The sequence below is a fragment of the Mycolicibacterium rutilum genome (genome assembly GCF_900108565.1).
GTDB classification, from domain to species: Bacteria; Actinomycetota; Actinomycetes; order Mycobacteriales; family Mycobacteriaceae; genus Mycobacterium; species Mycobacterium rutilum.
On sequence record NZ_LT629971.1, the window covers coordinates 1,810,514 to 1,822,606 of the forward strand.

16 protein-coding genes and 1 tRNA gene are annotated in these 12,093 nt (G+C 68.9%); 12 read left to right on the forward strand and 5 right to left on the reverse strand.

Going from position 1 to position 12,093, the window contains the following annotated elements:
• Nucleotides 1-67 precede the first annotated feature (67 nt).
• The 5 genes from BLW81_RS08740 to BLW81_RS08760 all read left to right on the forward strand — a co-directional run bounded on the left by BLW81_RS08740 (nt 68) and on the right by BLW81_RS08760 (nt 4,219).
• On the forward strand, nt 68-1,036 hold the full coding sequence (locus BLW81_RS08740) for an ABC transporter substrate-binding protein (RefSeq protein ID WP_083406822.1): 969 nt from the start codon (nt 68-70) through the stop codon (nt 1,034-1,036).
• Nucleotides 1,033-2,139: an ABC transporter ATP-binding protein gene (locus BLW81_RS08745; protein WP_083406823.1), complete on the forward strand. Its 1,107-nt coding sequence runs from the start codon at nt 1,033-1,035 to the stop codon at nt 2,137-2,139. The genes BLW81_RS08740 and BLW81_RS08745 overlap by 4 nt, the downstream gene beginning before the upstream one ends.
• Before the next feature lie 3 nt (nt 2,140-2,142).
• The gene (locus tag BLW81_RS08750) at nt 2,143-2,811 is read left to right on the forward strand and encodes an ABC transporter permease (RefSeq protein WP_083406824.1); all 669 of its coding nucleotides are present in this window, start codon (nt 2,143-2,145) and stop codon (nt 2,809-2,811) included.
• Between the two features lie 5 nt (nt 2,812-2,816).
• On the forward strand, nt 2,817-3,563 hold the full coding sequence (locus BLW81_RS08755) for an ABC transporter permease (RefSeq protein WP_083410404.1): 747 nt from the start codon (nt 2,817-2,819) through the stop codon (nt 3,561-3,563).
• Nucleotides 3,564-3,628: 65 nt separating this feature from the next.
• Complete coding sequence (locus tag BLW81_RS08760) at nt 3,629-4,219, forward strand: putative glycolipid-binding domain-containing protein (RefSeq protein WP_083406825.1); 591 nt, start codon at nt 3,629-3,631, stop codon at nt 4,217-4,219.
• Here the strand turns inward: BLW81_RS08760 and BLW81_RS08765 are convergent.
• Nucleotides 4,182-5,141, reverse strand: a complete 960-nt coding sequence (locus tag BLW81_RS08765; protein ID WP_173839585.1) for a prephenate dehydrogenase — start codon at nt 5,139-5,141, stop codon at nt 4,182-4,184. The two genes, BLW81_RS08760 and BLW81_RS08765, sit on opposite strands and share 38 nt — an antisense overlap.
• Before the next feature lie 105 nt (nt 5,142-5,246).
• On the opposite strand from BLW81_RS08765, the gene BLW81_RS08770 reads away from it, so the two are divergent.
• The 6 genes from BLW81_RS08770 to BLW81_RS08795 all read left to right on the forward strand — a co-directional run bounded on the left by BLW81_RS08770 (nt 5,247) and on the right by BLW81_RS08795 (nt 9,725).
• Nucleotides 5,247-5,768, forward strand: coding sequence for a tRNA adenosine deaminase-associated protein (locus tag BLW81_RS08770; RefSeq protein ID WP_083406826.1), 522 nt, complete (start codon nt 5,247-5,249; stop codon nt 5,766-5,768).
• The gene (locus BLW81_RS08775; protein ID WP_083406827.1) at nt 5,765-6,229 is read left to right on the forward strand and encodes a nucleoside deaminase; all 465 of its coding nucleotides are present in this window, start codon (nt 5,765-5,767) and stop codon (nt 6,227-6,229) included. The genes BLW81_RS08770 and BLW81_RS08775 overlap by 4 nt, the downstream gene beginning before the upstream one ends.
• 29 nt (nt 6,230-6,258) lie before the next feature.
• Nucleotides 6,259-6,349: transfer RNA gene (locus tag BLW81_RS08780), tRNA-Ser, on the forward strand.
• Nucleotides 6,350-6,508: 159 nt separating this feature from the next.
• Nucleotides 6,509-7,720: a PP2C family protein-serine/threonine phosphatase gene (locus tag BLW81_RS08785; protein ID WP_083406828.1), complete on the forward strand. Its 1,212-nt coding sequence runs from the start codon at nt 6,509-6,511 to the stop codon at nt 7,718-7,720.
• A complete protein-coding gene (locus tag BLW81_RS08790; RefSeq protein ID WP_083406829.1) occupies nt 7,717-9,288 on the forward strand; it encodes a sensor histidine kinase in 1,572 nt (523 codons plus the stop codon). The genes BLW81_RS08785 and BLW81_RS08790 overlap by 4 nt, the downstream gene beginning before the upstream one ends.
• The gene (locus BLW81_RS08795) at nt 9,285-9,725 is read left to right on the forward strand and encodes a response regulator (RefSeq protein ID WP_083406830.1); all 441 of its coding nucleotides are present in this window, start codon (nt 9,285-9,287) and stop codon (nt 9,723-9,725) included. The genes BLW81_RS08790 and BLW81_RS08795 overlap by 4 nt, the downstream gene beginning before the upstream one ends.
• Here BLW81_RS08795 and BLW81_RS08800 read toward each other — a convergent pair.
• Nucleotides 9,698-10,180: an ATP-binding protein gene (locus BLW81_RS08800; RefSeq protein WP_157897631.1), complete on the reverse strand. Its 483-nt coding sequence runs from the start codon at nt 10,178-10,180 to the stop codon at nt 9,698-9,700. The genes BLW81_RS08795 and BLW81_RS08800 overlap by 28 nt on opposite strands.
• 81 nt (nt 10,181-10,261) lie before the next feature.
• Nucleotides 10,262-10,633 carry a hypothetical protein gene (locus BLW81_RS08805; protein WP_083406831.1) on the reverse strand — a complete coding sequence of 124 codons (372 nt, stop codon included), beginning with the start codon at nt 10,631-10,633 and terminating at the stop codon, nt 10,262-10,264.
• A gap of 54 nt (nt 10,634-10,687) precedes the next feature.
• Between BLW81_RS08805 and BLW81_RS08810 the strand changes: the two genes are divergently transcribed.
• Nucleotides 10,688-11,026, forward strand: a complete 339-nt coding sequence (locus BLW81_RS08810; RefSeq protein WP_083406832.1) for a DUF732 domain-containing protein — start codon at nt 10,688-10,690, stop codon at nt 11,024-11,026.
• A gap of 54 nt (nt 11,027-11,080) precedes the next feature.
• Here BLW81_RS08810 and BLW81_RS08815 read toward each other — a convergent pair whose 3' ends face one another.
• Nucleotides 11,081-11,542 carry a lipoprotein LpqH gene (locus BLW81_RS08815; RefSeq protein WP_083410406.1) on the reverse strand — a complete coding sequence of 154 codons (462 nt, stop codon included), beginning with the start codon at nt 11,540-11,542 and terminating at the stop codon, nt 11,081-11,083.
• 101 nt (nt 11,543-11,643) lie between these two features.
• Nucleotides 11,644-12,087 (reverse strand): lipoprotein LpqH, encoded by a 444-nt coding sequence (locus BLW81_RS08820; RefSeq protein ID WP_083406833.1) that lies wholly within the window; start codon nt 12,085-12,087, stop codon nt 11,644-11,646.
• Between the last annotated feature and the right edge of the window lie 6 nt (nt 12,088-12,093).

Genomic DNA, 12,093 nt, shown 5'->3' on the forward strand with positions numbered 1-12,093 from the left:
TCGAGCCGCGAACTCATGCTGAGACAAAGCCGCGCGGAGCAGCGATGATCTCGATAATGTCGAGATCATGACGCCCCCCACGGCGAGGCCGGCGCACCGTCGGCCCGCCTCTGTAGTCGCGGCGCTGGTCCTCCTCGTAGCCCTCATCGCCGCAGGCTGCGGCAGTTCCAATCCGCTCGGCGGCGGCGAGATCTCCGGCGACCTGAAGATCATCGCGGTCGGCTCCGCCGACTTCACCGAGTCCAAGATCATCGCCGAGATCTACGCCCAGGCGCTGGAAGCCAACGGCTTCACGGTGCGCCGCCAGTTCGGCATCGGCAGCCGCGAGACCTACATACCCGCGGTGCAGGACCACTCCATCGACCTCATCCCGGAATACACCGGCAACCTGCTGCAGTACTTCGACCCCGAGGCCACCGCGACGACGCCGGACGCCGTGCTGATCGCGCTGCTCAAGGCGCTGCCCGGCGACCTGTCGATCCTGTATCCGTCGCCCGCCGAGGACAAGGACACCCTCGCCGTCAGCGAGGCCACCGCGCAGCGGTGGAACCTCAAGACCATCGCCGATCTGGCCGCGCACTCGCCGGAGGTGAAAGTCGGTGGGCCGTCGGAGTTTGCGACGCGGGTGACCGGCCTGGTCGGTCTGAAGGACAAGTACGGCCTGGAGATCGCACCGGCGAACTTCGTCGCGATCAGCGACGGCGGCGGGCCCGCGACCGTGCAGGCGCTCACCGGCGGCACGGTCACCGCCGCGAACATCTTCAGCACCTCACCCGCGATCGAGCAGAGCCGGCTGGTCGTCCTGGAGGACCCGGAGAACGTGTTCCTGGCCGCCAACGTCGTCCCGCTGGTGGCGTCGCAGAAGATGTCCACCGATCTCAAGACCGTGCTCGACGCGGTGAGCGCGAAGATGACCACCGAGGCGCTGATCGAACTCAACACGTCGGTCGAGGGCAACCGCGGCGTCGACCCGGACGAGGCGGCGCGAAAGTGGATCACCGACAACGGTTTCGACCAGCCGGTGGCGCAGAAGTGATTACATTCCAGAACGTCACCAAGCGGTACCCCGACGGCACGGTGGCCGTCGACGACCTGACCCTCGAGGTGCCCGAAGGCACGCTGACCGCGTTCGTCGGCCCGTCGGGCTGCGGCAAGACCACCTCGATGCGGATGATCAACCGGATGATCGAGCCCACCTCGGGCACCTTGACCGTCAACGGCGACGATGTCACGAAGGTCGACCCGGTCAAACTGCGCCTCGGTATCGGTTACGTCATCCAGAGCGCCGGGCTCATGCCGCACCTGCGGGTCGTCGACAACGTCGCCACCGTGCCCGTGTTACGCGGCGAATCCCGCCGCAGCGCACGCAAATCCGCGCTCGAGGTGATGGAACGGGTCGGGCTGGACCCGTCCCTCGGCAACCGCTACCCGGCCCAGCTGTCCGGTGGTCAGCAGCAGCGTGTCGGCGTCGCGCGGGCGTTGGCCGCCGACCCGCCGATCCTGCTGATGGACGAACCGTTCAGCGCGGTCGACCCGGTGGTGCGCGAGGAACTGCAGGCCGAGATCGTGCGGCTGCAGGGCGAACTGCGCAAGACCATCGTGTTCGTCACCCACGACATCGACGAGGCGGTCAAGCTCGGTGACAAGGTCGCGGTGTTCGGCCGCGGCGGCGTGCTGCAGCAGTACGCCGAACCGTCGTTCGTGTTGTCAAACCCGGCCAACGAGATGGTGGCCGGCTTCGTCGGCGCCGACCGCGGGTACCGCGGCCTGCAGTTCTTTCACGCGACGGGGCTGCCGCTGCACGAGATCCGGGGGGTCGACGAAAACGAGGTCGACGCACTGCAATTGGATCCGGGTGACTGGCGGCTGGTGACCAAGGACGGGCGGCCGTACGCCTGGATCAACGCCGCGGGCGTGGACGTGCACCGCAAGGGCGGCTCGCTGTACGACAGCACGATCGGCGGCGGATCGCTGTTCCGGCCCGACGGCACGCTGCGCAACGCGCTCGACGCCGCGCTGTCGTCGCCGAGCGGGCTGGGTGTCGCGGTCGACGAGGACGGGCGCCTGGCCGGCGGGGTACGCGCCGAGGACGTGCTCGCCATCCTCGAACGCCAGCGCCGTGTGCCGGAGTTGGGTTAGCGCGTGCGCTACCTGTTCACCCACCTCGACGACCTGTGGGCGCTGACGCTGATCCATCTGCGGCTGTCGCTGATCCCGATCGTGCTGGGCCTGCTGATCGCCGTTCCGGTGGGGGCGCTGGTGCAGCGCACCACCACCGTGCGCCGGCTGACGACCATCACCGCGAGCATCATTTTCACGATCCCGTCGCTGGCCTTGTTCGTCGTGCTCCCGCTGCTCATCCCGACGCGCATCCTCGACGAGGCCAACGTGATCGTCGCGCTGACCCTGTACACGGTCGCGCTGCTGGTGCGCGCCGTGCCCGAGGCGTTGGACGCGGTGTCGCCGACGGTGCTCGACGCGGCCACCGCGGTCGGCTACCGGCCGCTCACCCGGATGCTCAAAGTTGAGCTGCCGCTGGCTGTTCCGGTGCTCATCGCCAGCCTGCGCGTCGTCGCGGTGACCAACATCTCGATGGTGTCGGTGGGTTCGGTGATCGGCATCGGCGGGCTCGGCACCTGGTTCACCGAGGGCTACCAGGCCAACAAGAGCGATCAGATCATCGCGGGCATCATCGCGATCTTCGTGCTCGCGATCGTCATCGACACCCTGATCATGCTCGCGGGCCGGGCGCTGACACCGTGGACCCGCGCCGCGCGGCCGTCCGGCAGACGCAAGGCGGTGACCGGATGAGCCCGATGAGCTTCCTGCAGCAGGCGCTGGCCTTCATCTTCACCGCCGAGAACTGGGGCGGCCCGGCCGGTCTGACCGCACGCATCCTCGAGCATCTGCAGTACACCGTGATCGCCGCGGTGTTCTCCGCGCTGATCGCGATCCCGGTCGGCATGCTGATCGGGCACACCGGCCGCGGCACCTTCCTCGTCGTCACCGGGGTCAACGCGCTGCGCGCACTGCCGACCCTCGGCGTGCTGCTGCTCGGCGTGCTGCTGTGGGGACTCGGGCTGGTGCCGCCGACCGTCGCGCTGATGCTGCTCGGCATCCCGCCGCTGCTGGCAGGCACCTACGCCGGCATCGCCAACGTTGACCCCGCGGTCGTCGACGCCGCCCGCTCGATGGGCATGACCGAGCGGCGCATCCTGCTGCGGGTGGAGACGCCCATCGCGATGCCGCTGATCATCGGCGGCCTGCGCACCGCGGTGCTGCAGATCGTGGCGACCGCGACGGTGGCGGCCTACGCAAGCCTCGGCGGCCTCGGCCGGTATCTGATCGACGGCATCAAGGTGCGCGAGTTCCACCTGGCGTTGGTCGGCGCCCTGATGGTGACGGCGCTGGCGCTGCTGCTCGACGCCGTGCTCGCGTTCGCGGTGTGGGCGTCGGTGCCCGGCACGGGCCGGCTCAGGCGCCAGCGGTTGCCGCAGCCGTTCCTCGGTGACGAAGTCGCCGTCGAATCCCGGCCGCGCGCAACATCACACGGGCCGCCCTGAGGTGCTCTTGATCCCACCCGGGAAGCGCGTTACGAACGGAGGGGACCTTCGCATACGGTATAGGGGTGAGTGAAGCAGGCGGCTCCGAGAGAACCTGGCCGGCGATCCTGACCTGGCAGGCGCACGACATCCCGCGGATGGAATCGGTGCGCGTGCACGTGGCGGGTAACCGCATCAAGGCGTACGGCCGGATCGTGGCTGCCGCGACGTCGTCGCACCCGGCGTTCTCGGCTTCCTACGATCTGGTGACCGATGAGGCCGGCGGCACCAAGCGGCTGTCGATGACCGTCACGCTCGCCGAGCGGGAACGGCAGCTGTCGATCGCCCGCGACGAAGAGAACATGTGGCTGGTGCAGCAGCACACCGGCGAGACCAGTCGCGCCGCGTTCGACGGCGCCCTCGACGTCGACGTGATCTTCAGCCCGTTCTTCAACGCGCTGCCGATCAGGCGCACCGGGCTCTATGAGCGGTCGGATTCGTTCAGCTGCCCGGTGGTCTACGTGCGGCTGCCGGAGCTGTCGGTGGAGACCGCGGTGATCAGCTACAGCAGCGCCGAGGACGGGATCAAGCTGCACTCGCCGGTCGCCGAGACCACCATCACCGTCGACTCCGACGGGTTCATCCTCGACTACCCCGGACTCGCAGAGCGGATCTGATCACCCCACCCGACCGACCCGCCGCCGCGAGCTCCTCGCGCCACCGGTCCTCCCCGATGACCGTGGTGACGATCTCCGGGCGGGGGAAGCTGTCGTAGCGGATACGCGCGGCATGCCCGAGGTCGACGAGATCGGTCAGCGGCTTGTCCTGCGACAGCGCATCGCGCGCGTGGTTGAGCAGGTTCAGGGTCCGGTCCAGCGCGGTCAGCAGGTGCGTGGCGTTGGCCTCGCACATCGCGCGCACCAGGTCGGGTGCGGTGGCGGCCACCCGGGTGCCGTCCCGGAAGGACCCGGCCGCGAGCGCGAACGCCAGCGGCACCTCGCCCGCGGTCGCGGCCAGCGCCTCGGCCAGCAGGTGCGGCAGGTGCGAGATCGTCGCCGCCGCCGCGTCGTGTTCCTCAGAGCGGGCGGGGACGACGACCGCTCCGCAGTCCAGCGCGAGGTTCATCACCAGCGCCCACACCTCGGGGTCGACGTGGTCGTCGACGCTGACCACCCACGGCGCGCCGACGAACAGTTCGGCGGTGCCGGCGGCCCACCCCGAATGCGCGGTGCCGGCCATCGGATGACCTCCGACGAACCGGTCGAGCAGGCCGACCGCCCGGACCTCGTCCAGCACCGCGCCCTTCACGCTGGTCACGTCGGTCAGCGGACAACCCGACGCGACGTCCCGGATGTGGGCGAGCAGCCGGCCCAGCGCAGGCACCGGCACGGCCAGCACGATCAGCGCGTTACCTTCCGCCGCCCGGCGCAGCACCGCGTCGAGGTCCTCGGTGGTGTCGAACCCGTCGGCCCGCGCGGCCTGCACGGCCTCCAGCGACCGGTTGTAGCCGAAGACCTCGCGTCCGGCGCCGGCGGCCGCACGCATCAGCGAGCCGCCGATGAGGCCGAGGCCGAGCACGCAGACCGGAGTGTTCGTCACCGCTCAAGGTTGGCACATCCAGCTGACTGTCAGGTGTGAAGGCCGACGTCAGCTCCGGTGTCGATGCCTGGTCAAGTACCTGGTCGGCGACTACCGTAAGCCGACATGGGAGCAGAGCGTGCCTCGGCGAAAGAGCAGTCCGCCGACACCCTCGACGGCTTCGGTGTCGCCGTTGTCCGAGAGGACGGCAAGTGGCGGTGCGCACCCCTGCGACGCGCGGCGCTGAACAGCCTGACCGCCGCCGAGACGGAGCTCCGCGAGATCCGCAGCGCGGGCGCGGTGTTCGGGCTGCTCGACATCGACGACGAGTTCTTCGTGATCGTGCGGCCGGCGCCGGCGGGCACGCGGCTGCTGCTGTCGGACGCCACCGCCGCGCTGGACTACGACATCGCCGCCGAGGCCCTCGAAAAGCTCGACGCCGACATCGAGGCCGACGAACTCGAGGACGCCGACCCGTTCGAGGAAGGCGATCTCGGGCTCCTGAGTGACATCGGGCTGCCCGAAGCCGTCCTCGGAGTCATCCTCGACGAGTCCGATCTCTATGCCGACGAGCAGTTGGGCCGCATCGCGTGCGAGATGGGTTTCGCCGACGAGTTGGCGGCGGTCATCGAGCGCTTGGGTCGGTGACCGACACCCAGGACGAAGCGCTGATCCGGGCCGCGCTGGCGGCGGCGCGCGCGGCGGGACCCCGCGACGTGCCGATCGGGGCGGTCGTGGTGGCCGCCGACGGAACCGAGTTGGCGCGGGCGGCCAATCGGCGCGAAGAACTCGGCGATCCGACCGCGCACGCCGAGATTCTGGCGATCCGGGCTGCGGCCGCGCGGCTCGGCGACGGCTGGCGGCTGGCCGGCGCCACGTTGGCCGTCACCGTCGAACCCTGCACGATGTGCGCGGGCGCGCTGGTGATGGCGCGGGTCGCGCGGGTGGTGTTCGGGGCGTGGGAACCCAAGACCGGGGCGGTCGGCTCGCTGTGGGATGTGGTGCGCGACCGCCGGCTCACGCATCGGGCCGAGGTGCGCGGCGGCGTGCTGGCCGCCGAATGCGCAGCACCGCTGGAGGAGTTCTTCGCCAGACAGCGATTGGAGTAGACGGGCACTCGCCTAGTAAGCTGCCACACGGTGGCGTGTCCGAGCGGCCTAAGGAGCACGCCTCGAAAGCGTGTGACGGGTAACCCCCGTCCGAGGGTTCAAATCCCTCCGCCACCGCCACAACCGCCGTGACAGCGCCGGATACAGGGTCTGTCGGTAATGTTGCCGACCAGATACCCGGTGTCCGGCGCTGCAACGTGTCGGGACGATATTGTCAGTTCGTCACTAAAGCAGAGGTCCAGGCGACCGCGGTGACCAAACCGAGAGAATTGGTTGCACATGCGCGCGCTCTATGACCAGGGGCCCGCCGCTGCCGGCGGCGGTGGGGGACTGCTGCGCCCGTTCAATGTCTTGCTGGTCGAAGACGACCGCGGCGACGCGATCCTGGTCGAAGAACTGATCGCCGATGCCGACGGCGACATCCAGGTGGTGTGGGCGCCGACGATGGAGGACGCCGAACAGCACCTGGACATGTCGCGGCCCGACTGCGTGCTGCTCGACCTGAACCTGCCCGATGCCGAGGGCATCAAGGCCCTCGACCGGGTGGCCCGGCGCGACATCACGATGCCCATCGTCGTGCTGACCGGCCTCAACGACGAGCACTTCGGCATCTCCGCAGTCGCCGCGGGCGCCCAGGACTATCTCGTGAAGGGCCGCGTCGAACCCGAGACGCTGCGCCGGGCGCTGCTGTACGCCGTGGAACGCAAACGCGCCGAACTCACGTCGGTCGAACTGCACGCCAGCGAACTGCGGGCGCGGGAGAACGCCCGCCTCGAACGCGGCCTGCTGCCCTCACCGCTGCTGCTGGACCAGCCGGGCGTCGACATCGTCGCCGAGTACCGGCCGAGCCGCCAGCACGCGCTGCTCGGCGGCGACTTCTACGACTTCGTCCAGACGCCCGACCGCACCGTGCACGTCATGGTCGGCGACGTCGCCGGCCACGGCCCGGACGAGGCCGCGCTCGGGGTGGCGCTGCGGATCGGTTGGCGCGCACTGACATTCGCCGGCCTGCGCGGCAACGAGCGCATGCGCCAGCTCGAACGGATCCTGAGCACCGAACGGCCCGGTTCGAGCATCTTCGCGACCGTGATCAGCGTCGCGATGTCACCGGACACCCTCAGCTTCAACGTGGTTTCCGCAGGCCACCCCGGCATGCTGCTGCACGGCCCGGGCACGGTGGACTGGATCGAACCCGCGTCCGGCCCGGCCCTCGGCCTCTACGGCAAGGAGTGGCCGCTCAACGTCTACGACCTGCCCGAAGGCCACGGTCTGGTGCTGTTGACCGACGGCCTGTTCGAAGGGCGGTCCGGCCGCGGCACCGAACGTCTCGGCGAGAAGGGCCTGCTCGAAGTCGCCCGGTCGTATGCGCACCTGCCCGCCGCCGAATTCGTCAGCGCGCTGATCGAAGACGTCGAGCGGCGAGCGCAGTCGGTCGGCGGCATCAGCGACGACATCGCGGTCGTGCGGGTGCAGCGGACGGCGACCGTATGAGGTCACGCCTGACGGTCCAGGCTTGGCAGAACCTGGTCCTGTCGGTGATGGGTGTCGTGGTGTTCGCCGGTGCGATCGCCGGGGCGCTGCTGCTCAACCGCACCGACGACGTGGCGCGCGAACTGACCGGCGACATCCAGCCCGCCCGCGTCGCGGCCTACCAGCTGCAGGCGGCGCTGCGCGACCAGGAGACCGCGGTCCGCGGTTACGCGATCGCCGCCGATGAACAGTTCCTCGAGCCGTACTACGAGGGTCAGCAAGCCGAACGCGCCGCGGCCGAGCAGGTTCGCGAGGGCATCGGTGACCGGGAAGACCTGGTTGCCGATCTCGACGCGATCGAACAGGCCGCCGCCGCGTGGCGCACGAACTACGCCGATCCGCTGATCGCGTCGGTGACGCCGGGATCGCCGAGGGTGATCGACCAGGCCACCGCCGACCGCGGGAAGGCCGACTTCGACGCGCTGCGCGCACTTTTCGACCGTCAGAACAGCGACCTCGGGGTGGCCCGCCAGCGGGCCGTCGACGAACTGGAGAACACTCAGGCGTGGCGCGACCGCGTGCTGATCGGCATCGTCGCGACGTTCTTCGTCGCCGCGATCATCCTGGCGGTGCTGGTCCGCGGCGTGGTCACCCGGCCCCTCGCGGCGCTGGCCGCGGCATGCCGCAAGATCACCGAGGGCAGCTTCGACGAGAAGATCTCCGTGCACGGACCGCGCGACATCCAGGCCATCGCCTCCGACGTCGAGGACATGCGCCAACGCATCGTCGACGAACTCGAGTCGGCGCGAACGGCCCGCTCGGAGCTTGCCGACCAGGCGCTGGAACTTCAGCGCTCCAACGCCGAACTCGAACAGTTCGCCTATGTCGCGTCGCACGACCTGCAGGAGCCGCTGCGCAAGGTGGCGTCGTTCTGCCAGCTGCTGGAGAAGCGGTACGGCGACAAGCTCGACGAGCGCGGCGTCGAATACATCCGCTTCGCCGTCGACGGCGCCAAGCGGATGCAGGTGTTGATCAACGACCTGCTGACGTTCTCCCGCGTGGGCCGGCTGCACTCGGTGCAGGCCGACGTCGACCTCGGCGCCGTGCTCGACGACGCCATCGACAACCTGTCCACCGCGATCGAGGAGTCCGGCGCCGAGGTGGTGCGCACGGGCGAGCCGCTGCCGTCGGTGCAGGGCGATCCGACCTTGATGACCATGTTGTGGCAGAACCTGATCGGCAACGCCGTGAAGTTCCGCAAGCAGGGTGTCGCGCCGCGCATCGTCATCGACTGTGCCACCGGCGAGGAGTCGGCCGCGGGCGCTTGGGTGTTCACCGTCACCGACAACGGGATCGGCATCCCCGACGAATTCGCCGAGAAGGTGTTCGTGATCTTCCAGCGGTTGCACGGTCGCGACTCCTACACCGGAACCGGAATCGGGCTGGCGCTGTGCCGCAAGATCGTGGAGTACCACGGCGGCAGCATCTGGATCGACACCGCCTACACCGACGGCACCAGGTTCCGCTTCACCATCCCCGTTGCTGCCGACGAGCCCGTCGCAGCCGAACTGGAAGGATCAACCGCATGACACTTGAGGGTCGCGCAATCGACGTCCTGCTCGTCGAGGACGATCCGGGTGACGAGTTGATCACTCGAGAAGCGTTCGAGCACAACAAGATCAAGAACACGCTGCACGTCGCGCACGACGGCGAGGAAGGGCTCGACTTCCTGTACCGGCGCGGCAAGTTCGCCGACGCGCCGAGGCCCGACCTGATCCTGCTCGACCTGAACCTGCCGAAATACGACGGTAGGCAGCTGTTGGAGCAGATCAAGTCCGACGCCGAGCTCAGCCACATCCCGGTTGTGGTGCTGACGACCTCGTCGGCCGAGGAGGACATCCTGCGCAGCTACAAGCTGCACGCCAACGCGTATGTCACCAAGCCGGTCGATCTCGATCAGTTCATGAACGCGGTCCGGCAGATCGACGAGTTCTTCGTTCAGGTGGTCCGGTTGCCCAACTCCTGAGGGCGGTCCTCGGTGACGTCGAAGATCATCGTCACTTTGGTGCCCGACGTCGAGTTGTCGACGTCGACGTCGTCGCCGACGGCCCGCATGATCAGGATCCCGCGGCCGCGGGTGGTCGGCTCCGTGGTGGGGGTGCGCCACGCGCCGTGGTCGACGACGCATACCACCAGCCGGTCGCCCTCCACCGAGGCTTCGACCATCATCACGCCCTGCTCGCTGTTCAAGTAGGCGTGTTCGACGCAGTTGGTGGCCGCCTCGTTGACCGCCAGCACGACGTCGGCGATGACGTCGTCGGGCACCCCGATCGATTCGAGCCAGGCGGTGAGCCCGCGACGGATCTGCGCCAGTCGATCGGCGAGCGCCGGCACCTCGATCCGCAGCGGGTCTGCAGGTCGCAGACGCACGTCGATCACCACGCCGGTGTTGTACCCCGCAGCGGCCGATTCCTCACGCATCTCACGCGTGGTCCGTCGATCTCGAATCGGTAGCGAGGCGTACATCACAGTCGGCCGGACACCCGTGCCTACTGAGCGGCGTCAGCCGTAGAACGTCACCCGGTAGTCCGGCGTCCACGCGCCGTCGATGCAGCTGAGCGGGACGCCGTCGGGGGATTGTGCGACGCCGGTGGCGTCGCCGCAGGGCAGCCGGTTGGTGCGCACGCCGACCAGCGGCGCCGAGGCGATCCAGGTGCTGCGCGAGTTGCACGCCAGCGTGTTTCCCGACGCATCGATGCCGAAGTTGTAGCGGGTGTTCTGCGTGCAGTGCGTGCCCTCGACCGCCGAGCGGTCGACGTAGGGCACGCAGTCCGCGCCGTCGCAGTAGCCGGGGGATGCGGGGGCGGTCGCGGCGGTGACCATCGGAGCGGCGACGAATCCGCACGCGAGCGCAGCAGCAGCCATGAGCCTCATGCGGTTAGCGTATGTGCCCCGCGCCGGCGGCGGGCACGGAATAGGCTCTCAACCATGAAGCGTGCCCTCGTTGCTCTCGCGGCCACCGCCGGTGCGGCCGCTGTCGTGTCCGCGCCGGCGGCCCAGGCCGACACGGTGGCCTATCTGGTCAACGTGCACGTGCGGCCGGGCTACAACTTCCCCAACGCCGACGCGGCGATCGGATACGGCAACACGATCTGCGCCCGGGTGGCCGGACAGATGGGCTACTCACAGCTCGTCAACGAGGTGACCGCCGACTTCCACACCACCGACAAGTACCAGGGCGCCTACCTGATCAACCAGGCCGTCAACGAGCTGTGCCCGGCGCAGATCTGGCAGCTGCGCCAGTCCGCGGCCGGCTACACCGGCTGACCCGAACAAACAACGGCGGCGCCCCGCGCAGGGACGCCGCCGTGTCGCGAGCGGTTACGGGCAGCTGACCTCGATCTCGAACGGCTTGTTCACCGGCTGCAGCGGGTTGGCCATGTCGACACCGGTCGCGGTGCCGGTGATCTTGTAGGTGTTGCCGTCCTTCTCGGCCTTGGCGTCGCCCTGGCCGGTGCCGGCCTGGAAAGCGAGCGTCACGCCGTTCACGTTGCCCAGGCCGACGGACTGCACAGTGGGCTCGTCACCAGAGCTGACGACGGCGCCGATGCCGGTGGTCGCGTCGCCGATCGCGATGTTGGTGTTGCCGCCCACCGAGCTGCACACCACGGTGCCCTGGACGCTCTGGTCCTGCCCGTCGATCGTGACGGTGGTCTTGCCTTCCGCCGCGGCGGCCGTCGAGGTCTCGCCGGAGGTTTCGGACTTGTTGTCCGACGAACACCCGGACAAACCGGCGATCACGATCGCAGCGCCGCCGACGGCGACCAGGAAACCACGCTTCACCACTGTTCTCCTTCGTGTAGACGTGACCCGTCAAGATCGGATCATCTACAGCAGTATCGGGTGCGGCCCCGCCGCGAACAGCAAATTCGGTGAAACCGGCGTCAGCAGGCCACCCGGATCGCGAACGTGCCGGGCACCCGGAAACTCGGGGCGTCGGTGTTGAAACCGTCGGCGGTGCCGGAGATGTCGTAGGTGTTGCCGGTCATGCCGACCTGCGCGGCGCCGCCCGTTCCGCCGACGTCGGCGGTGTAGCTACCGGTGAAGCCGCCGACGTTGTTGATGCTCACCGATTCGGTGACGAGTTCGTCCTTGTTCGACAGCATCGCGGTGATGCCGGAGGTCTGGTCGCCGGTGGTGATCGTGGTCAGCCACTCGGTGGTGTTGCACTGCACCGCCTGGGTGACGCCGGCGTCGCGGCCGTTGACCGTCACCTGCGCGGTGCCTGCGACCAGCTCACCCGCGGGCGGCGTGTAGTCCGGCGGGGACGACGAGCAGCCTGCGAGAACCAGCACGGTCGCGACGCAGGCGACCCACCGAATCTTCACAGTGCA